Genomic DNA, 21,008 nt, shown 5'->3' on the forward strand with positions numbered 1-21,008 from the left:
GATGACAACACGGCGGCCCTGATCGAGGTGCTGGTGGTTACCGTGCTGCTGATTGCGGTCGCCATGATCTGGCGCCGGCGCACCACGCTGACCGATTCGAGTCTGTTTGCCGCCATTCTGGTGGGCTATGCCGCCTGGGCGGTGGGCGGCCCCTTGTGGCTGCTGCCGCCACTGGCTCTGTTTCTGACCTATACCGGGCTGGTGCGACTGGGGCGGCAACGGGTAACCCATGATGTCCGGGCCGTGGGCGCTATTACCGGGGCCGGGCTGATCTGTCTGCTGGCGCAGGTATTGGTGCCGGGTGAAAGCTTCTATGTCGCCTGGGTGGCCGCCTTTGCGGCGCAACTGGCCATGATCGGCATTGCCCGCATTCATGGTAACAGTGACAAGGGCCATCGCGGAAAAATCTGGGCGCTGGCCACCTTGCAGGGGTGGGGGATCATAGTGGTGCCGACAACGCTGCTGGGCAGCAGCGGGGCAGAAGTCTGGCAATATATGGTCGGCGGCGGGGTGCTGACCGGGTTGATTGCCGCGCTGTTTCAGCGCTTGCAGCCCCAGATCGAACGCTGCCCGCGGGACGCCGATCGCTGGTGGCGGCAGGGCTTGCTGGGCGGTCTGGCTGCGCTGATTGCCGGGGTATTGATGCTTGCAGGAGCACCGTTTTGGACCTGATCAGCGCAGCAGACTGGCAAAGTGATGAGTTGCATGGCCTGGGCTGGGGCGACCAGCAGCCACCCTCGTCCGCACTGGCTCCGGAACGTGTTCTGGTGGTGGTCGACGATACCACTGCTGAGGTGCTGGCCCGGTGTGCACTCTGGTGGCTCGACACTCCCACTGTAGGGGGGGAGGTACCGGGGGTGGTGGGGCAGTTCTGGTCCTGTGATCAGGCTGCGTCCGGTTTGCTGCTGAATCATGCTTGTGCCTGGCTGGCGAGTCAGGGGTGTCGGCTGGCACTGGGGCCAATGGACCGCAACACCTGGCATGCGCACCGACTGGTCACCTGGTCGGACGGCACAGCACCCTTTCCGCTGGAGCCAGACCAGCCGGCAGACTGGGTAGAACACTGGCAGTCTTCCGGTTTTGAGCCGAACTGGCACTATCATTCGTCCTGTGCGGTACCCACTCCGGATGAAGACCCGCGCAGCGAGCGAATCCGGGCCCGCATGCAGGCCCAGGGGCTGCAGTTGCGACCCTTGCAGGCTGACAGATTCGAGCAGGAACTGGCGGCGATTCATCAGCTCAGCCTGCAGAGCTTCCGGCGCAACTTGCTGTACCAGCCGCAGAGCTGGTACGCCTTCTGGCAGCAGTATCAGCCCCTGAAAACACTGCATGAACCCAGGGCGACCGTGGTGGCGGAAGATCGCCACGGCCTGGCCGGGTTTCTGTTTGCCTATCCGGCGCCACCGGCAACGGCAGACGCGGCTCCCCGCCTTGTGCTCAAAACCATTGCCGTGCGGCCGGGTCGGGACTGCGCCGGGCTGGGATTGCTGCTGGCCGATCATGCCTATCAGGCCGCCTGTGCGGCCGGCTACAGTGAAGTCATCCATGCCCTGATGCAGGACAGCAACCGATCGGCCCTGATGCGCTCCGAGAACGCCCGGGTGTTTCGTCGCTATGCGCTGTTCTCGCGTCGTCTGGGCCAGACGCTCGAGGATCAGACAGGAGGGCGCTCATGAGCGGCGCTGAGGCTGCCAACGTTTCATCCAACGTTTCATCCAACATAGTCGCTCTGTTTGATGCGCAAGCGAATGCACAGCCCGAGGCCGCCGCACTGCTGGATGGTCGACAGTATCCACAGAAACCCCTGAAGACATTCCGGTTTGCTGACCTGCAGAGGCTGTCTCTGGCCTGGGCCGACACTCTGGCTCGGTCGGGAATAGGGCCCGGTGACCGGGTACTGGTCGCACTGCGGGTCTCTCCGGCGCTTTACGGGCTGTTGCTCGCCCTGTGGCGACTCGGTGCGGTGGCCATACTGCCCGACCCGTCGGCGCCCAAAGATCAACTGGATCATACCTGCCAGCGCCTGCAGCCATCGGCTTTTGTGGGCATACCCGTGGCCCATCTGCTGCGTCTTCGTTATGCCAGTGTCCGGCGTATACCGCGGCATTTCTGTGTCGGTGCCTGGTTGCCCTGGACGACCCGGCTTGAAGACAACCCGACCGAAGCCCCAGCCCGCGACGCATGGAGAGCTCCGGCAGACAGTCCGGCGCTGATCACCTTTACCAGTGGCAGCACCGGTCGTCCCAAGGCGGCCTGTCGCAGCCACGGGTTCTTGCGTGCTCAGTACCAGGCCATTCTGGGCACTCTACAGCTGCAACCGGGGGATGTAGATGCCACCACACTGCCGGTCTTTGTGCTGGCCAATCTGGCGGCCGGAGTCAGCACGCTTCTGCCGCCTGGCGATATCGCCCGCCCCGGGGCCATTGAACCCGTGCCGGTATTGCAGGCCATGCAGGCCTCTGGTGTCACCCGTGCCAGCGGTTCGCCAGCGTTCTTTCGCCAGCTTTGCCAGGGGCTGAAGGAAACCGCGTCTCCGCAACTGCACCATCTGCATACCGGTGGAGCGCCGGTCACTCCGAGGATGATTCTGGACTATGCGCAGTTGATGGCTCCCCGGTGTGGCGTCACCGCGGTTTATGGGTCCACCGAAGCGGAACCGATTGCCGAATTGCCCGCTGCGGAGCTGGACGAGAAGGCTTTGACCGGACCTGAGTTGGGTCATGGGCTGCCGGCAGGGCGCCCGATAGAGTCTGTTCAGTTGCGAATTCTACAGGATGCCGAGTCGTCACCACCGTTTCGTCTTACTGAAACAGAGTTGGAGGCGCATTGTGTAGACGCTGGTGAGGTCGGAGAGATTACCGTCGCCGGGGCACATGTGCTGGGCGGCTATCTGGACGGCGAAGGCGATGAGCAGGCCAAATTGGAGGTCGATGGGGTGCGCTGGCACCGTACCGGCGATGCCGGCTATCTGGATGCGACCGGTCGGCTGTGGCTGGTGGGTCGGGTGTCAGCGGCGGTCACCGTCGATGGACAGCGCCTGTATCCGTTTCAACTGGAGTATCCGGCCCGCGCCCAGCCCGGCGTCGCCGCCGCTGCGCTGCTCACGCATGACGGCGAGGCCTGTTTGGTGATTGAACCCGAGCCGGGTCGCCAGCCTGATATCGAGCAATTGGTGTCAGCGCTGCCTGTGGCTTTGCCGACCCGGGCGATACGACTCGTGAAGCGCATTCCGCTCGATCGGCGGCACAACGCCAAAATCGACTATGGTGCTTTGAGGGCTTTGCTGTAGTGTCCTCACGAGCTGGTCCGAATTACCAGTCCCCCGTGTTCTCCATGGATGCCCAGGGCTCCCTGTGCGGCAGAGCGTCACCTTTTTGCAGTAACTCGATGGATTGCTGATCCGGCGAGCGGACAAACGCCATGCGCCCGTCACGGGGAGGACGCAGAATGGTAACGCCGTGGTCCATCAGGTGCTTGCACTTCTCGTAGATGTCGTCCACCTCAAAGGCCAGGTGGCCGAAGTTGCGCCCGCCGGTCAGGGTTTCCGGGTCCCAGTTCCAGGTCAGCTCGATTTCCGGCTCGCCCGGTGCGGTGGCCAGGAAAACCAGCGTGAAGCGGCCTTTCTCGACCTCCTTGCGCTTGGTTTCCACCAGGCCCAGACCGTTGCAGAAAAAGTCCAGTGAGGCATCGAGATCCTCGACGCGGAGCATGGTGTGGAGGTATTTCATAAGTACTCCTCTAAGTTGTGGTAGAGAGGTCAACAGTAGACAGTGCACGGTCGACAGTTGGCTCTGTGCTTTCGCTGAATCTCGGGCTACTGTCGACAGTCGACTGTCTTCCGTCAACTGCCTTGGGCCTTGAACGGCAACAGTGTCTCCGCCTCCGCCATATAGGCATCGATATGAACCCGCTCCTGTCGCAGATGGCGACGGATCAGTTCATGAAACTCGCGATGCGCCAGCCAGTGGGCACTCCAGGTGGCAGTTGGCTCGAAGCCGCGCGGGATCTTGTGTTCTCCCTGGGTGCCAGGGTCGAACCGGCGCAGGCCTTTGGCGATCGCATAGTCAATGCCCTGATAATAACAGGTCTCGAAATGCAGACAGTCGATATCTTCGATACAACCCCAGTAGCGACCATACAGTGTCTGTTGATCATGGAAGAACAGGGCTCCGGCAATCAGTTCCTGACCACGAAAAGCCAATGCAAAGGCGGTGTGGTCTGCCAGGTCGGTACACAGCCGCTGAAAGAAATCCTGGCTCAGATAGCCGCGCATACCGCGCTTCAGGTAGGTCGTATGATAAAAGGCGTAAAAGCGGGCCAGCCAGTCCGCCGTCATGGCTGATCCCTCGATCATGCGCACCTCAATGCCCTGTTCGGCAACTCGTCGTCTCTCCTTGCGGATGGTCTTGCGGCGTCGTGCTGTCATGCGGCCGAGGAAATCATCGAAATCCCGGTAGTCGCGATTGAACCAGTGGAACTGACAGCCCTTGCGCAGGATGAACTCCGGCTCTGCAAACTGAGCCAGCAGATCCTTGTCCGGGAACAGCAGATGCCAGCCTGAGGCCTGCTCTCGGTGGCAGGTATCGGGCAGCTGCTCTATCCAGGAGGCGATGGCCAGGCGTGATTCTTCGGGCGCCAGGTCGGCATCCAGCATTCTGGGCCCGGTGGACGGGGTAAAGGGGATGGCCGTCAGCAGTTTGGGATAATAGTGCAGGCCTGCTCTGGCATAGGCATCGGCCCAGGCCCAGTCGAAGACATATTCGCCGTATGAGTGATCTTTTCGATACAGGGGCTGGATCGCGCCGGAATCATGCATGTGATGATGCGGCGTCCAGCCTGTGTCTGCGCTCACGCTGCCGGACGCCTCCAGCGCGTGCAGGAACGATCTTCGGGCAAAGGGGTTGTCATGTTCCGTGCGTCCGGGCTCTGGAGCAGGACACTGGGACAGCAGCTTCCAGGTCATAGAGATCTCTCAGGCCAGTGAAGAGTGACAGTCGCGAATCAATGTATCTCACCTTACGCGGCGTTTCGACTATTGGACGTGCCTGCAAAGGAGGGTGGATTCAGCTATACTGCGCCGCGTTGGATTATCCGTTTACAGGGAGGCTTGTGTCGAGCCCATGTTCGAACTGGACTATCGCTTGCAATCCGATTGTGCCTGGATCGGCGACTTCATGTTGTGCCGGGCGCTGCTGATGAAGGATGCCAATTACCCTTGGGTCATTCTGGTGCCCAAACGTGACGATGTGGTCGAAGTTTATCAGCTGGATACCGATGACCAGGAGCAGTTGATCTGGGAGTCTTCTTTTATCGCCAAGGCCATGGCCGAGGAGTTCGGGGCCGACAAGATGAACGTGGCGGCGCTGGGCAACGTCGTGCGCCAGTTGCATGTGCATCATGTGGTGCGACGGCGCGATGACCCGGCCTGGCCCAACCCGGTCTGGGGCAGGGTGCCTGCCCGGGGATACACCAACGCGCAGTTGCGGGATCGGGTGTTGCGGCTGCAGAAGTGCTTTGCCACCAGTACGTTCAAGCCGAATGATGATGTAAAATCTATTGTGGCGTGAGGGCCTGCTGCCCGAGCGCGGCCAAGGCACGCGCCTACAGTTGTGCCTCCGTAGGAGGCCACCCCGCTGGCCGATAGCGGCGCCAGCCGCCTTTGTCAGGCAGACTGCCCGGGTGCCTGGTCTTCTTGCGGCTTGCCGCCATTGGCCAACAAGTCAGTGTATTCCGTCAGCGGCACCGGCTTACTCATCAGAAAGCCCTGCAGATAGTCGCAATCTCGGTTGGCCAGCCATTCTCTCTGTTCGTCCGTTTCCACACCTTCCGACACCAGTTGCAGCGAAAGCCCCCCTGCCAGGCCCATAATGGCCTGAACCATCGAACACACATCATTGTCGTTGGGCAGGTCGGAGACAAATGAACGGTCGATCTTGAGCTTATGGAAGGGCAGGTATTTCAGCCGGGCGAGCGAGGAGTAGCCGGTTCCGAAGTCATCAATTGACAGTCGAATGCCCATCTCGGCTAGCCGCTGCAGGTTGGTGGCCACGGCAAAGGTGTCCCCTTTGGTGGCCTCTTCGATCACTTCGATTTCAATATCAGAGCCGGATATCCCATGTTTCGTCAGCAGGTCGTGCAACTGAATGGGGTAGTCACTGTCGTTCAGTTGCTGCCCCGAGAGATTGATGGCAATGCGCTGGGTGTTCAGGCCCTGTGCTTTCATGGCGGCGATGTCACGGCAGACCTGATCGACGACATAGAAGTCGATGTCGGTGATGATCCCGGCCCGTGTGGCCATGGGCAGGAATTCGGCAGGGGCCAGCAGGCCGCGATCCGGGTGGTTCCAGCGCACCAGTGCTTCGGCGCTTTCAAGAGTGCCGTCCGCATTGTAGATCGGCTGATAGTGCAGCACGAGTTCGCGCTGCTCAATGGCCCGCACCAGCTCACTTTCGAGCAACAGTCGCTGCTCCCGCTGGTCCTGCAGGGCTTTGGTGAAATAGACGGCCTGATTGCCGCCCAGGCTCTTGGCTTCCAGCATGGCGGCCTCGGCTTCATTGAGCAGCAATACGATATCCTGTTCGTTCTGCAGGCTGACGCCCAGGCTGGCCGTCAGCACGATGCGGCGGTTGTCCAGTTTGATCGGTCGGCACAGCAACTGCTTCAGACGGTCGATTCGCTGTACGGCTTCATTGACCTCACCGGAGGGGTGTATCAGGACAAGCGCGAATTCGTCCTTGCTCAGTCGGGCGGTCATTTCCTGCGGTCTGTCGGCTACCGATTGCAGGCGGCTCGACAGGGTGGAAATCAGGTGATTGGTCTGTTCGGAACCGAGCGCATCGGTGACGGCCTTGAAACGGTCAATATCTACCCAGACCACGGTGGCCGCCTGGTCTGCATCGGGCGAGGATTCGAGAGCTGTCAGGTGCTGGCGCAGTGCTTCCTGATTGGGCAGACCACTGACATCATCGTGTCGGGATAGAAATTCAAGGCGTTCGCGATCCAGCAAGGCGTCGGACTGCACATTCACCAACGCGACTGCGTCGGCAACACACAAGGCAACCGAGCGGTCTATGCCAAGCTGGCGGGCACTGAAGGAGATCAGTTCGGTACGCTTTTCTTCATGATTGAGCTGCCGGAAGGACGGATCGTGCAGCAACTCCAAAAGTTGCTGATGAAATGCACTGTACTGCTCACCCACTGGCACCCTCTGGCTCATGGCTTCGTTAGGGACCGCAATGATCGCATCCACCGATGACCCTGTCCATATGAGCTTGGAGGGTGGGGCTTTGGCATCCGGAAACGGGTGCAGGATCATGCGAGTTTGGTCAGCAATAAGTACTGTCCGATTTTGACCAAAACCTGACGCAAATATGTATACCTGCATAAAAAAAGCGACAATTCGATGTGTACACTCTTATTTCCCCAAAGAGGTATTGAGCTGCTCTGCAATTATGTAAATAATGCTTTACATACTATAACAACATCAAGTTGGTGCTATGAGAATACGGATTCAGTGTGAGGATCGCCTGGGTATCGCACAGGAGGTACTCGAAATACTGGTCAGCCACGAGATTGACCTGAAAGGCATCGAGACCGAATCGGATTTTCAGGGCGAGATCTTTCTCAGTCTGCCTTCACTGCAGTTCGAAACATTTCAGAAGATCATGCCGGAACTGCGTCATATTGCAGGCGTCCACGACGTCAGCACCGTGGCTTTCATGCCCATGGAACGGGAAAAGGAAGAACTCAATGTGTTGCTGGCAACGCTGCCGGAGCCGGTGATCAGTGTGGATACATCGGGCCGGATACTGGTCAGCAACAAGGCGGCCCAGGCGATACTCCATTTGGAAGCCGAAGAGCTGCGCGGCCGCGGGCTGCGCAAGTTTCTGCGCGGGTTCAATCTGGGGCACTGGTTGAAAGAGGATCAGCACAAGCACCAGAGTGCCTTTGTGCAGATGTCCCGCCAGGCCTTCCTGATGGATGTCTATCCCATCTATATTCCGGATGATCAAGGCGAGCCTCAGTTTGCCGGGGCGGTACTGACGTTCAAGTCACCCATGAAGCTGGGCCGACAAATCGAAGCCTACAGCCAGACGCAGAGCGAACTGTCCGCCATGGTCGCCGACAGCAAGGCTATGCGCGAACAGATGCGTCAGGCACGGCGTATGGCGGTACTGGATGCCCCGATTCTGATTACCGGCGAAACCGGTACCGGCAAAGACCTGCTGGCACGGGCCTGCCACAATTACAGCCTGCGCCGGGAAAAGCCCTTCGCGGTGCTCAACTGTGCCTCGCTGCCGGAAAGCTCGGCGGAAACCGAGCTGTTCGGAGTGGCAGAAGGAGCGTTGCCGGGCGTGTCGGCTCAGGAGGGCATCTTTGCCCGCTATGACGGGGGCACCGTGTTTCTTGATGAGGTCGGTGCTCTGCCCAATACCGTTCAGGCCAAGTTCCTGCGCCTGCTGCACGAAGGCCGATTCCGCAAGCTGGGGGGTCAGGAAGAGCAGGAAGTGGACATCCGTATCATCTGCTCTTCGCAGCAGGATCTCCAGCAGAAGGTGGGTGCAGGCGAGTTTCGGCAGGATCTGTTCTATCGGATCAATGTGCTTAACATTCATTTGCCACCCCTGCGCGAGCGACGGGCTGACATCGAACCGCTGGCGAGGCATTTTGTGCAGCGCCTGGCGGAAACCAGCCGGCGTTTCGTTTCACTCAGCGACGATGCGGTCAAGTTGCTCAAGCAGCAGAGTTGGCCCGGCAATGTGCGCGAGCTGGAGAACACCCTGTACCGGGCGGTCTCACTGGTCGAAGAAGATGTGATTATGCCGGAACATCTCGGGCTGCCTCCGGTGGATGACACCCTGGCCGTTCAGGTCAGTGAGTTTACCGGTACGCTGGAGAGTTCGGTCAAGGAGTTCGAAGCCAAGCTCTTGCGCGCCCTGTATCCGTCGTATCCCAGCTCAAGGCAGTTGGGCAAGCGTCTGGGGCTGTCGCACACGGCAGTGGCCAACAAGTTGCGCGAGTACAACATCGGGCGCCGCCGCTGAACCGCCAGCGTCAATCGCGGTGCAAAGATTTGATGGCACCAAACAGGGCGCCCAGTTCCCGCCGCGTGGGCCGGGCTCGCTTGAACAGGGTCTTCAGTCGTTCCATGGTGTGGCCGGGTTGTTCAGCGTCGATAAAACCGGAGTGTACCAGGCGCTCTTCGAGGGTCTGGTAGAAACTTTCCAGCATCTGATGATCGGGGTAGTCGTTGGCTCCGCTGGCCTCGGCAGGCGCAGTGTCCGGGGCGGCCAGCCAGTGCTGGTAGATCTCGTAACAGATAACCTGAATGGCCTGGGCAATATTGAGTACCGGATGATCCGGATGTGAAGGAATCATCATGTGACCATGGCATTGCATGATGTCGTCATTATGCAGCCCCATCCGTTCGCGCCCGAACACAATCGCCACCGGATGCTGCCGGCTCTCCGCTACAATCTGCGGCGCCCAGGCAGATGGTGTGCCTTGAGGCAACTGGAACTCGCGGCCGCGTGCCGAGGTGCCGATCACCCAGCCACAGTCGGCAATGGCTTCACCGAGTGTGTCCACGACTCTGGCGGATTCCAGCAGGTCTGACGCCGTGCCGGCCCTTGCCGTGGCCTCGTCGTCCGGAAACCGGCGCGGACGCACCAGAACCAGATCCCGGATGCCCATGTTTTTCATGGCGCGGGCGGCGGCACCGATATTTCCCGGATGAAATGTCTGGACCAGTACTATGCGAACATTGCTGACCGTGGGGTGCTGGGCGGGGGCAGTGTCGTTCATCGATATCAGAGCTTGCGTAGCCTGCAGGCGGTGATGGTGTTGTTGCTGACCTGCAGGATCTCTACCTGATAGCCATCAAGGCGCAGGCTCATGTTGGCATCCGGAATGTCTTCCAGTTGTTCGATGACCAGACCAGACAGGGTTTTGGCGCCGTTGACCGGCAAGGACCAGTCGAGAATGCGGTTTATGTCGCGTATGTTCGCAGCGCCATCAATCACATAGGAGCCATCACTTTGCGGGTGAATGTCCTTGTTGTTGTCCGCCACATCCGTGGTGAACTCACCGACGATCTCTTCCAGAATGTCATCCAGCGTCACCAGGCCTTGTACATCGCCGTATTCGTCTACGACCAGTCCAAGGCGCAGCTTCTTGCGCTGGAAATTGACCAACTGGGTCTGCAACGGCGTGGTCTCCGGAACGAAGTAGGGCGCGGATGCCTTGCGCGACAGCATGACCTTGGTCGGGCGATCCGAGGTGAGAAACTCAGCCGCATCGCGGATATGCAGAAAGCCGATGACCCGATCCAGATCACCCTTGTAGATGGGTAGACGGGTGTAGGGGGTGTTGTTCAACTGGCTGCGAATGTCTTCAACACTGTCGTCAAGGTTGATGCCGGCCAGCTCATTGCGTGGAATCATGATGTCCTCGACGGTTACATTGTCGAGATCAAGAATGCCCAGCAGCATGTTCTGCCGCTTGGCGGCCAGGCTGCTGCCCGAGGCGGACACCATGCTGCGCAGTTCATCGGTATCCAGTGCCTCATGGTTTTGTGGTGTGATGCGAATGTTGAGAATCCACATCAGGATCCGGGAAACCGAATTGACGAGCACCACGGCCGGGTAGAGCAGGGTCAGCAGCGGCCGCAGAATCCAGGAGGCCGGATAGGCAATGCCTTCGGGATGCTTTTGCGCCAGGGTTTTGGGTGTCACCTCGGCAAATATAAGAATAATCAGCGTCAGCATGCCGGTGGCGAAGGTGATCGCGAGATTGGGGTTCTCCGGATAGAGCCGAATGGCAATCACCGTGGTCAGTGCACTGGCCACAATATTAACCAGATTATTGCCGATCAGGATCACACCGATCAGTCGCTCCGGCATTTCCAGGAGCAGCCTGACTCTGATGGCGGATCTATGACCACTGTCAGCACGGTGGCGCAGGCGATAACGGTTGATCGCCATCATGCCGGTTTCGGAGCTGGAGAAGAAAGCAGAAAGGACCAGAAGTCCCGCCAAAGCGGCGAACAAAAGGCCTATGGGAACCTCGTTCAAAGGTTTGTCTGTCCCTGAGTTGTGTACATAGGCACGTTGTAAGTCCGCACCCTCTAAATGTCAAGGAATGCGCTCTTATATTCCATTGCCCAGTACGAATTCCAGCATCACTCTGGGGCCCATAAAGCCAAGTGACAGAAGTATATACCCGGCAAGCAGCCCGCGCAGGGTCATGACAGCGCGCCAGCCCCAAAGGTGATGGCCCACAAAAAGACCGGCAAACAACACCCAGGCCAGCAGGGTCAGAATGATCTTGTGGGCAACTTGCTGACCGAAGAAGGACTCGACCGATACATAGCCTACCAGCATGGCCAGGGTGAGCAGGGTAAAGGCGATCCAGGCCAGTTTGAACTGGGTCCGCTCCATGGTTTGTAGCGGGGGCAGGCGTCGCACGAAGCCGGACAGGTGGTGATGCTTGAGCGCCCGGTCCTGGGCTTTGACCACCAGCGCATAAACAAGGGTCACGGTGAACATGGCGTAGGCCAGCAGGGCAAACAGCACATGGACTGTCAGGCTGAAGGAGAACGAGCGCACTTCGTAACTGGTGCTGAACAGCGCGTCGCCCAGTGCTGTGATGGCGCTCACTGGCAGCAGCCAGCCGCCCAGATTAACCGGACCGCGCTGGAACTGGTTGAACATCACCAGCACCGCGAGGATCAGGCCCAGCACCGACAGGATCTTGAACAGACCCAGGTCCAGCCCGTCCTGCTGCCAGACCGCCTGCTGCAACCCGACGGTATGCGCCAGCACGGCCGCAACCAGCAGGCCGTGCAACAGCCAGGCGGCCATCGGCAGGCGCTCGTTCAGCCACAGCCGAGCGGTCACTGCGAGATAGAATAGGGCGGCGACAAAGCTCAACAGATCAACTCCCCGGTACTTGATGCGAAAAGACCGAACACGGATTTCCGGTCGCGGTAGATGGACCAATCGCAGATCAGTATACTGCACGGCCTGTATCAGGTGAATGTTGGATCAAAGATGTTCAGTACACTGACCGACCGTCTTGGGACTTCGCTGAAGAAGATTTCTGGCCAGGCGAAGCTGACCGAAGACAATATCAAGGACACATTGCGTGAAGTCCGTATGGCCCTGTTGGAAGCCGATGTGGCGCTGCCAGTGGTCAAGGACTTCATTGAAGGCGTGCGTGAGAAAGCTTTGGGCACAGAGGTCGCGCGGGCGCTGAATCCCGGCCAGGTCTTCCTGAAGATTGTACAACAGGAGCTGGAGCGGGTGATGGGCGAGGCCAATGAAGGCCTTGAACTGAATGTACAGCCACCGGCCGTGATCCTGATGGCCGGCCTGCAGGGTGCCGGTAAAACGACCTCGGTGGGCAAGCTGGCCCGCTTCCTGAAAGAGCGGGAAAACCGAAAGGTCGCCGTGGTGAGTGCGGATGTCTATCGTCCGGCCGCCATCGGGCAGTTGGAAACGCTGGCTGGCCAGGTGGGTGTGGAGTTCATTCCCTCTGATCCGAAGAGCAAACCGGAAAAGATCGTCAAGGAAGCGCTGGCGCACGCCAAGAAGGGCTTTTTTGATGTGCTGATCATTGATACCGCCGGTCGACTGGCGGTTGATCAGGACATGATGGACGAAATCAGGTCACTGCATAAGGTCGCCAACCCGGCAGAGACCCTGTTCGTCGTTGATGCCATGACCGGTCAGGATGCCGCCAATACGGCCAAGGCGTTCAGCGAGACCCTGCCGCTGACCGGGGTCATACTGACCAAAGCGGATGGTGATGCGCGCGGCGGTGCGGCACTTTCAGTGCGCCATATCACCGGCAAGCCGATCAAATTCATGGGTATGGGCGAGAAACTGGAGGCGCTCGAGCCCTTTCACCCCGACCGGGTCGCCTCGCGCATTCTCGACATGGGGGATGTGCTCTCCCTGATCGAGGAAGTGGAGCGCAAGGTCGACCGCCAGAAGACCGAAAAGCTGGCGAAGAAGATCAAGAAGGGCAAGAGCTTTGACCTGGAAGATTTTCGCGACCAACTGCAGCAGATGAACAATATGGGTGGCATGGCCGGCCTGCTCGACAAGATGCCGGGCATGGGCCAGATGAAGGAAGCTGCTGCCGCCCAGGCCAACAACAAGATGTTTGGTCAGATGGAGGCCATCATCAACTCCATGACCGTGCTTGAGCGGCGCTTTCCGGACCGGATCAATGGTTCGCGCAAACGCCGGATTGCCAGTGGCTCCGGTACCCAGATTCAGGATGTGAATCGTCTGCTGAAGCAGCACAAGCAGATGCAGAAGATGATGAAGAAGATGGGCAAGAAGGGCGGCATGCAGAAGATGATGCGCGGCATGGAAGGCATGATGGGTGGTGGCGGTGGCCTGCCTCCCGGTGGTATGCCTCCGGGCGGTGGCATGCCCCCGTTCGGGCGCTGAGCGCGGCCAAGGCCTGCGCTCGGCGGCGAAGCCGCCCAATGGAGGGGCTTGCGGCCCCATCGCGCAACGGGGCCGAGGCGTCGGACCGGCGGTCCTACGGGGCGGGTGGTGCCTTAATTCAGTAGGAGGCCAGCCCCCTGGCCGATGGCGGCGCAGCCGCCTCGAAGAGGCCTAGTTGAAGAGGGTATCGCGAAACTTGCGCTCGCAGTAGTGACAGCGCAGTGCTACATGGTCGCCTTCCTGCATCACATGAAAGTGCGACTGCACCGGCTCGTTGTGTGAAATGCAATTGGAGTTGGGGCAGTCGAAAACGCCCTGCACCGTATCCGGCAGGGACATCTTGAACTTGTTCACCACCCGATAATCGTCGATGACATTGATGGTGGCCTCGGGTGCGAACAGGGCCAGTTCATAGGCTTGCTCTTCGGTAAACAACCAGTCGTCGACCTTGACCAGATCCTTGCTGCCCATTTGGCCACTGGGCAGGTTGAGCCCGACTGTCAACCTGGCTGTCGGCGACAGCTTTTGCACCCGGTGCACGATCTTGATGCCATTGCCGGCCGGTACATGGTCAATCACCGTGCCTCGGCGAATCGCCTCGACCTGAAGCTGTCTGTCCTTGCGTCCTGACTCACCCATTCATCACCTCCCCCAGATCTTCGTTGAGGATCAGCGCCAGCAGAGCCATGCGCGCATAGACGCCGTTTTCCGCCTGAGTGAAGTAATAGGCAAAGGGCGTGCTGTCCACCGACACGTCGATTTCATCCACTCGGGGCAGGGGATGCAGAACCCGCAGGTGAGGCTGTGCATTGCTCAGCATGTCGGCGCGCAGGATGTAGTCGGACGCCAGGTGCATGTATTCCGTCGGATCAAACCGTTCCTTCTGCACCCGGGTCATGTAGACCACATCCACTTCCGGTATGACCGATTCCAGGCTGGATGAGCGCTCATAGTAGGCGCCCTGTGCCGAAAGTTCCTCCAGCAGATAGTCGGGCATGGTCAGCGCATCGGGCGAGATAAGGCGGAACGTGCAGCCAAAGCGGGCCAGCGCCAGGGCCAGAGAATGCACGGTGCGGCCATATTTCAGGTCGCCTACCAGGGCAATACTAAGGTTTTCCAGCGTTCCCTGGCATTCATAGATGCTGAACAGATCCAGCAATGTCTGGGTCGGGTGCTGGTTGGCACCGTCGCCGCCATTGATAATGGGCACGCTGGAGAATTCACTGGCCAGTCGTGCGGCACCTTCCTGCGGGTGACGCATGATGATGGCGTCGGTGTAGGAGGCAATCATGCGAATGGTGTCAGCCAGGCTTTCGCCTTTTTTGGCGGAAGTGTTGCCGCCGTCTGAAAAACCGATCAGCTGTCCGCCCATGCGGTGCACCGCAGTCTCAAAGGAGAGCCTGGTGCGGGTCGAGGCTTCAAAGAAGCAGCTCGCCAGTACCCGATCAGCGAGCCATGGCCGAACCGCCCCCGCCTTGATGCGCTCTGCCGTCTGCACAATGTACTCCAGGGCCTCGGGAGACAGGTCGGTGATCGACACTATGTCTTTGTTGTACAGCAGATTGGGCATGGCATGATCCAGCGTCATTTGCGCGCCAGTGTAACCTGTGCCGGTTCGATTTTGAATCTGTCTGCATACCACCGGAGTCGTTGGCCTGAACTCGGGTCCTGTACCTGGGAACAGAATACGTCTATTCGAGGCCATTTCTGAACCTGGGGTCAGTTTCCTGCCGATCGTTCGTGCCTATGGTGCGGGTGGGCTTGTAAAGACCCACGCAATCAACCGAAATGCAACGCAAGGAGCGAATCATGTTCAATCTGAAAACACCGATGACATCAACCCCCCTGGCCCTGGTCTGGGGGGCTATTCTGGTCTCTTTCTGGCTGGCCATGCCGGCGTTGGCTGACGAGGGCACTGATGAGTTCCCCGAGCCTGGCAGCAATTCCGACCTGGTACTGGAAGTGAACATCAATACCGATGATGTCGACACCCTGGCCCAGTTGCTGCCGGGTGTGGGGCCAACGCGCGCCGAAGCCATTGTCACTCACCGCGAAGAATACGGTCCTTTCGCCAATGCGGAAGACCTGCTGGCGGTGAATGGCATCGGCCCGGCAACACTTGAAGCCATCCGCGACCAGGTGCGGGTTGACACTGAAGAGCTTGCCGCAGAAGCAGAGTAGGCTAGCCGGTGTCTCCGGCTGAACCGGTCCGTGCGTACCAGGTGCGCAACGGATCGGTCCAGCGCTCATCAAGGGCGCTGGCCGCAATGAACCAGGGGTTCTCCAGCTCTTCCTTGGTGTTGTAGCGCAGCGGTGTGAGATCCGGCAGTCGCACCAGCACCCCACCGGCAGCCTCTAGAATGGCCTGCCCAGCGGCGGTATCCCACTCGCTGGTGGGCCCCATGCGGATATACAGGTGACCTTCGCCGGCGGCGATATGGCACATTTTCAGCGAACTGCCGCGCGGTCGAATCTCATGCTCTCCCAGAAGGTCTGACAACTGACTGGCGGCCGAAGAACGATGGCTGCGGCTGCCCAGTTCAACCCAATCCCGGGTTTGATCGGGAAACGCACAGACCGAGATACCCGTCGCCTCAGCGTCTTTCTCTTGCTGGCAGGCATCATGGGCGATCCCACCCCACCAATTCTGGCCGGTTGTCGGTGCATGAATAAGGCCGAATACCGGCCTGTGGTCGTGAATAAGGGCTATATTCACCGTAAAATCGCCTGATCGGCGAATGAATTCGCGTGTTCCGTCAAGGGGGTCGACCAGCCAGTAGGTGGTCCAGCCGGAGCGGGTCGCCCAGTTGATATCGGCGGCTTCTTCAGTGAGCACCGGCCAGTCCCAGCCCTGTTCAAGGCCCGCCACAATGCGCTCGCTGGCCGCTTGGTCGGCTTCGGTAACGGGGGTGTTATCGGACTTTTGCGTCACCGAAAAACCGCGTTCGAACACGGCCATGATGTCTCGGCCGGCAGCTTCTGCGATCGGCAGGATATCCAACAGATTCAACTGCCGTGCAATCCGCCTGGCGGTGACCTCTGTGCTCTGATCAGTCATTGCTCAGTCTCCTGCGCCTGACGTCTGCGTTCATGTCCCGTGGGAACGTTTGTATCAGGCTGACTTTTGGGTAAAAACCCCTTAGAATTCAGTTGCTTATTTAACACAGTTCCCTATAGTAAGCGAAACGAATACCGACGATTGAGACTCGAATGGAAAATCTGGATGCTCTGGTCGCCGACACACTGTCTGTCATCGAGGCGACGGAAGACCCTGCCGAGCTTGAGGCCTTGCGCGTCAGCAAGCTGGGCAAAAAAGGTGAACTCACGGCGCTGCTCAAGCAACTGGGCAAGCTGCCGGCAGACGAGCGCCCGGCTGCCGGTGCCCGCATCAACGAAGCCAAGCAGCAGGTGGCAGAGGCGCTTGGCCAGCGCAAGGCGGCTCTGGCAGAGGCCGAACTGAACCGACGGCTGGCCGACGAGACGCTGGATGTGACGCTGCCCGGGCGCAAGGTTACCCCCGGCGGGCTGCATCCGGTTACCCGCACCATGGAGCGTATGACCGATTTCTTTACCCGCATTGGTTACAGTGTAGCCGAAGGGCCGGAAGTTGAGGACGATTATCACAACTTCGAGGCTTTGAACATCCCGGCACATCACCCGGCGCGGGCCATGCACGACACCTTCTATTTCGATGCCAGCCGACTGCTGCGGACCCATACCTCACCGGTTCAGGTGCGCGTCATGGAAGGAACCCAGCCGCCGGTGCGCATTGTTTGTCCCGGCCGGGTCTATCGGTGTGACTCGGATCTGACTCACACCCCCATGTTCCATCAGATGGAAGGCCTGCTGGTGGATGAACACATCAGCATGGCGGATCTGAAGGGCACGGTGCAGAGCTTCCTGCGCGAGTTCTTCGAGCAGGAACTGGCGGTGCGTTTCCGGCCCAGTTATTTCCCGTTCACCGAGCCGTCGGCCGAGGTGGATATTGCCTGTGTGCATTGTGGTGGCAGCGGTTGCCGAGTCTGTGGCCATTCCGGCTGGCTGGAAGTCATGGGCTGCGGCATGGTACACCCTGACGTGTTGCGCTACGCGAACATCGATCCGGAGCGGTACCGGGGCTTCGCATTCGGCATGGGGGTAGAGCGCCTCGCCATGTTGCGCTACAGCGTCAATGACCTGCGCATCTTCTTCGACAATGACCTGCGCTTCCTGAGCCAGTTCAGTTAACCGGATCAATGACAGAATAGCCTTATGAAATTCAGCGAAAACTGGTTGCGACAGTGGGTAAACCCGGATCTGGATACCGACGCTCTGGTGCATCAGGTCACCATGTCCGGCCTTGAAGTGGACGGGACCGAACCGGCTGCCGGAGCGTTCAGCAATGTGGTGGTGGCGCGGATTGTTTCTGCGGAGCCGCATCCCAATGCCGACAAGCTCCAGGTCTGCCAGGTCGAAGACGGCGAGACGACCTATCAGGTGGTGTGCGGCGCCCCCAATGCGCGAGCCGGCCTGAAGGTGGCACTGGCGCGAGTGGGCGGTGTTCTGCCCGGTGATTTCAAGATCAAAAAGGCCCGGCTGCGTGATGTCGACAGCGCTGGCATGCTGTGCAGCGGCAAGGAGCTTGGGCTTTCCGATGATCACAGCGGTATTCTGGAACTGGCCGAGGATGCTCCGGTAGGCATTGACCTGCGAGAGTATCTGGCGCTGGACGACACCCTGATCGACATCGACCTGACACCCAATCGCGCTGACTGTCTCAGTATCCGGGGTATAGCCCGCGATGTTGGCGCGCTCAACGATATCGAGATGACAGCGCCCACCATCGAGCCGGTTCCTGCGGTGATTGAAGACACCTTCCCGGTGACCCTGTCTGCACCGGAAGCCTGCCCGCGTTTTCTGGGTCGGGTCATCCGCGGCATAGACCCTTCGGCAACAACGCCTCTGTGGATGCAGGAGCGCCTGCGCCGCAGCGGTGTTCGCAGCATCGATCCGGTGGTCGACGTGACCAACTATGTGATGCTGGAACTGGGTCACCCTATGCACGGCTTTGACCTGCACCGGCTGGATGGCGGCATTGATGTGCGCTGGGCGAAGCCGGGCGAGCAACTGACCCTGCTCGACGAACAGACAGTCACGCTGCGCGAAGACACACTGGTCGTCGCTGACCGTAGCCAGGTGCTCTCCATGGCGGGCATCATGGGTGGCGAGGCGTCAGGCATCAATGATGAAACATCGGATATTTTCCTCGAGTGTGCATTCTTCGCGCCCCTGCACCTGGCCGGTGTAGCCCGGTCTTACGGCCTGCATACCGATTCATCGCACCGGTTTGAGCGTGGCGTTGATTTCAATGGCCAGAGACAGGCCGTAGAACGGGCCACCCAACTGCTGCTGGACATCGTCGGCGGGCATCCCGGGCCGGTGGAAGAAGCGCTGGCGCCCGACCACCTTCCGGTTTCCCCGCGAGTCTCTGTGAGCCATCAGGCCATTCATGACCTGCTGGGCGCCGATATCCCGGCTGAACAGATTACCCGCATATTCAAGGGCCTCGGTTTCGGTGTGGAGGTCGGAGAAGGGGAGTGGCACTGCGCTATTCCCAGTCACCGGTTTGATATCAGCATACCGGCCGATTTGATTGAAGAAGTCGCTCGGGTCTATGGCTACAACAACCTACCTGTATCTGATCCGGCCATGCCCCTTGCCATGGTGCCTCTGCCAGAAGCCATTGAAGATGAGCGGCTGATCAAGCGCCGCTTGCTGGCACTGGGCTATCAGGAGGCGGTGACCTACAGTTTTGTCGAGCCGGGCCTGCAAAAACTGCTGGAGCCGGACCTTGCGCCTTTGCCGCTGGCGAACCCGATTTCCGAAGACCTGTCGGTGATGCGGACCAATCTGGCCGCGGGGCTGCTGAATGCCCTGCGTTACAACCTGAACCGGCAGCAGGACAGGGTACGCCTGTTTGAGGTTGGTCTGGTCTTCCGCGGGCAACTGGACGACCTTGAACAGACCAAGCGCCTTGGCGGTCTGCTTTATGGCCCCCGTAGCGACACCGCCTGGCTCGGAAGCGATATGGTCCATTTCTACGATCTGAAAGGCGATGTCGAATCCCTGCTGGCTCTGGCCGCGGGCAATGACATTCGTTTCGAGTCTTTGCCGGATGACCCCATGTTGCACCCGGGGCAGGCCGCCCGGGTTACCGTGAATGGAGAAGCGGCAGGCTGGATGGGTCGTTTGCATCCGCGTATCGAGCAGTCTCTCGAGTTGAAAAAGCCCGTTTACCTGTTCGAACTCGAGTTGGCTCAAGTGGCCGCTCGTCAGGTTCCGCTGTATCAGCCGTTGTCAAAGTATCCTGGCAGTCACCGCGATGTGGCAATACTGGTCAGCGAACAGGTTCAGGCTCAGCAATTGCAAGATGCCGCACGAACTGCCGGCGGCGAATGGCTGCAAACGGTCAGTGTGTTTGATGTCTATGCCGGAGAGGGCATAGAAACCGGAAAGCGCAGTGTGGCATTGCAACTGAGTTGGCAACACCCCGAGCGCACCTTGCAGGATGAAGAGGTGGCGGGTTTCATGAACGCGGTGATTGAACAACTGCAAACGCAGTTTGATGCCGCACTGAGGAGTTGATCCGATGGCATTGACCAAGTCTGAAATGGCGGAGCGCCTGTATGAGGAGCTCGGGTTGAACAAGCGGGAAGCCAAGGAAATTGTGGAGCTCTTTTTTCAGGAAATCACCGAGAGCCTGGTTCATAATGAACAGGTAAAGTTGTCCGGTTTCGGCAATTTCGAGTTGAGAGACAAACGAGAACGCCCTGGCCGGAATCCGAAGACCGGTGAGGAAATCCCCATTTCAGCGCGTCGGGTGGTGACATTCCGGCCCGGGCAAAAGCTGAAGGTGAAGGTGGAAACCTATGAAGGAGATGACAGCAAAGGCTGATCTGGCCGCCGACATCCCTGGTAAACGGTACTTCACCATCGGTGAGGTAGCAGACCTCTGTGGCCTGAAAGCCCACGTGCTGCGCTATTGGGAACAGGAATTTCCGCAGCTCAATCCGGTCAAACGGCGGGGCAATCGTCGCTATTATCAGCGCGATGATGTCCTGTTGATACGAACCATCCGCAACCTCCTCTACGATGAAGGCTTCACCATCCAGGGTGCTCGCCAGCAACTTGAGCGGATGGCTCGTGAAAAGAAACAGGCCCAGCAGAAAAACAATGTACTGGCCACTCTGGATGACGAGTATCCGGTGCCATCCGAAGCTCAAGCAAAGACGCTTCGGCCCCGGGCCGTACCTGCTGCGTCCGAGCCCACATCAGATCTGGTAGAGGCGCCTGCCGCGCAGAGTGTGATCAAGGCCGATGATTTGCGCGAATTGCGTGAATTGGCAGAAGAAGCCCGGGCACTGTTGGAGTGGTCTTGAGGGTGCTGCCATTGTCGTTTTCAGGGTTTGAATTAAGCTTGTAATTTCAATCGGTTAGGGTATCATTCCGCCTCGAGTCGGGCATTAGCGCAGTCTGGTAGCGCATCGTCATGGGGTGGCGAGGGTCGCA

The 21,008-nt window shown here is 59.4% G+C and carries 19 protein-coding genes and 1 pseudogene; 11 read left to right on the plus strand and 9 right to left on the minus strand.

All coding sequences use genetic code 11. From position 1 onward, the window contains the following. The 3 genes from LAT62_RS10700 to LAT62_RS10710 all read left to right on the plus strand — a co-directional run. Positions 1-672 (plus strand): hypothetical protein (locus LAT62_RS10700; RefSeq protein WP_293383237.1); only part of this gene is annotated, 672 nt, incomplete at its 5' end. Then, positions 663-1,676: a hypothetical protein gene (locus tag LAT62_RS10705; protein ID WP_293383240.1), complete on the plus strand. Its 1,014-nt coding sequence runs from the start codon at positions 663-665 to the stop codon at positions 1,674-1,676. The genes LAT62_RS10700 and LAT62_RS10705, both read left to right, overlap by 10 nt. After that, positions 1,673-3,289 carry an AMP-binding protein gene (locus LAT62_RS10710; RefSeq protein ID WP_293383244.1) on the plus strand — a complete coding sequence of 539 codons (1,617 nt, stop codon included), beginning with the start codon at positions 1,673-1,675 and terminating at the stop codon, positions 3,287-3,289. The genes LAT62_RS10705 and LAT62_RS10710 overlap by 4 nt, the downstream gene beginning before the upstream one ends. A gap of 22 nt (positions 3,290-3,311) precedes the next feature. Here LAT62_RS10710 and LAT62_RS10715 read toward each other — a convergent pair whose 3' ends face one another. Further along, positions 3,312-3,728, minus strand: coding sequence for a VOC family protein (locus LAT62_RS10715; protein WP_293383247.1), 417 nt, complete (start codon positions 3,726-3,728; stop codon positions 3,312-3,314). A 113-nt stretch (positions 3,729-3,841) separates the two neighbouring features. Continuing rightward, positions 3,842-4,963, minus strand: a complete 1,122-nt coding sequence (locus LAT62_RS10720; RefSeq protein ID WP_293383250.1) for a GNAT family N-acetyltransferase — start codon at positions 4,961-4,963, stop codon at positions 3,842-3,844. Positions 4,964-5,120: 157 nt separating this feature from the next. On the opposite strand from LAT62_RS10720, the gene LAT62_RS10725 reads away from it, so the two are divergent. Further along, on the plus strand, positions 5,121-5,567 hold the full coding sequence (locus LAT62_RS10725) for an HIT domain-containing protein (RefSeq protein WP_293383253.1): 447 nt from the start codon (positions 5,121-5,123) through the stop codon (positions 5,565-5,567). Positions 5,568-5,662: 95 nt separating this feature from the next. Here the strand turns inward: LAT62_RS10725 and LAT62_RS10730 are convergent, their stop codons facing one another. Continuing rightward, positions 5,663-7,315 carry a bifunctional diguanylate cyclase/phosphodiesterase gene (locus tag LAT62_RS10730; RefSeq protein ID WP_293383256.1) on the minus strand — a complete coding sequence of 551 codons (1,653 nt, stop codon included), beginning with the start codon at positions 7,313-7,315 and terminating at the stop codon, positions 5,663-5,665. Positions 7,316-7,496: 181 nt separating this feature from the next. Here LAT62_RS10730 and LAT62_RS10735 point away from each other — a divergent pair, with 181 nt between their 5' ends. After that, positions 7,497-9,044 carry a sigma-54-dependent transcriptional regulator gene (locus LAT62_RS10735; RefSeq protein WP_293383260.1) on the plus strand — a complete coding sequence of 516 codons (1,548 nt, stop codon included), beginning with the start codon at positions 7,497-7,499 and terminating at the stop codon, positions 9,042-9,044. Between the two features lie 10 nt (positions 9,045-9,054). On the opposite strand, the gene LAT62_RS10740 is transcribed toward LAT62_RS10735, so the two are convergent. The 3 genes from LAT62_RS10740 to LAT62_RS10750 all read right to left on the minus strand — a co-directional run bounded on the left by LAT62_RS10740 (position 9,055) and on the right by LAT62_RS10750 (position 11,930). Continuing rightward, positions 9,055-9,804 carry an RNA methyltransferase gene (locus tag LAT62_RS10740; protein WP_293383263.1) on the minus strand — a complete coding sequence of 250 codons (750 nt, stop codon included), beginning with the start codon at positions 9,802-9,804 and terminating at the stop codon, positions 9,055-9,057. A gap of 5 nt (positions 9,805-9,809) precedes the next feature. Next, complete coding sequence (locus LAT62_RS10745; protein WP_293383266.1) at positions 9,810-11,072, minus strand: HlyC/CorC family transporter; 1,263 nt, start codon at positions 11,070-11,072, stop codon at positions 9,810-9,812. A 75-nt stretch (positions 11,073-11,147) separates the two neighbouring features. After that, entirely contained in the window at positions 11,148-11,930 is a 783-nt protein-coding gene (locus LAT62_RS10750) for an inner membrane protein YpjD (RefSeq protein WP_293383269.1), read from the minus strand. A gap of 120 nt (positions 11,931-12,050) precedes the next feature. Between LAT62_RS10750 and ffh the strand changes: the two genes are divergently transcribed. Continuing rightward, a complete protein-coding gene (gene ffh, locus LAT62_RS10755) occupies positions 12,051-13,460 on the plus strand; it encodes a signal recognition particle protein (RefSeq protein ID WP_293383272.1) in 1,410 nt (469 codons plus the stop codon). A gap of 171 nt (positions 13,461-13,631) precedes the next feature. Here ffh and pyrI read toward each other — a convergent pair whose 3' ends face one another. Then, positions 13,632-14,099, minus strand: coding sequence for an aspartate carbamoyltransferase regulatory subunit (pyrI, locus tag LAT62_RS10760; protein WP_293383275.1), 468 nt, complete (start codon positions 14,097-14,099; stop codon positions 13,632-13,634). After that, a complete protein-coding gene (pyrB, locus tag LAT62_RS10765) occupies positions 14,092-15,048 on the minus strand; it encodes an aspartate carbamoyltransferase (RefSeq protein WP_293383278.1) in 957 nt (318 codons plus the stop codon). The genes pyrI and pyrB overlap by 8 nt, the downstream gene beginning before the upstream one ends. 221 nt (positions 15,049-15,269) lie before the next feature. Here pyrB and LAT62_RS10770 point away from each other — a divergent pair, with 221 nt between their 5' ends. After that, a complete protein-coding gene (locus LAT62_RS10770) occupies positions 15,270-15,641 on the plus strand; it encodes a helix-hairpin-helix domain-containing protein (protein ID WP_293383281.1) in 372 nt (123 codons plus the stop codon). 1 nt (position 15,642) lies between these two features. On the opposite strand, the gene cysQ is transcribed toward LAT62_RS10770, so the two are convergent. Then, a complete protein-coding gene (cysQ, locus tag LAT62_RS10775) occupies positions 15,643-16,518 on the minus strand; it encodes a 3'(2'),5'-bisphosphate nucleotidase CysQ (RefSeq protein WP_293383284.1) in 876 nt (291 codons plus the stop codon). A 152-nt stretch (positions 16,519-16,670) separates the two neighbouring features. Here cysQ and pheS point away from each other — a divergent pair, with 152 nt between their 5' ends. The 4 genes and pseudogenes from pheS to LAT62_RS10795 all read left to right on the plus strand — a co-directional run. Next, a complete protein-coding gene (gene pheS / locus LAT62_RS10780) occupies positions 16,671-17,687 on the plus strand; it encodes a phenylalanine--tRNA ligase subunit alpha (protein WP_293383287.1) in 1,017 nt (338 codons plus the stop codon). 24 nt (positions 17,688-17,711) lie between these two features. Further along, positions 17,712-20,084, plus strand: coding sequence for a phenylalanine--tRNA ligase subunit beta (gene pheT / locus LAT62_RS10785; RefSeq protein WP_293383290.1), 2,373 nt, complete (start codon positions 17,712-17,714; stop codon positions 20,082-20,084). A gap of 4 nt (positions 20,085-20,088) precedes the next feature. Further along, the gene (gene ihfA, locus LAT62_RS10790; protein WP_293383293.1) at positions 20,089-20,394 is read left to right on the plus strand and encodes an integration host factor subunit alpha; all 306 of its coding nucleotides are present in this window, start codon (positions 20,089-20,091) and stop codon (positions 20,392-20,394) included. Then, positions 20,378-20,629: pseudogene (locus LAT62_RS10795) on the plus strand (MerR family transcriptional regulator); the annotation flags it as partial. The gene ihfA and the pseudogene LAT62_RS10795, both read left to right, overlap by 17 nt. Positions 20,630-21,008: the final 379 nt, after the last annotated feature.

Source organism: Natronospirillum sp. (assembly GCF_022565775.1).
GTDB lineage: Bacteria > Pseudomonadota > Gammaproteobacteria > Pseudomonadales > Natronospirillaceae > Natronospirillum.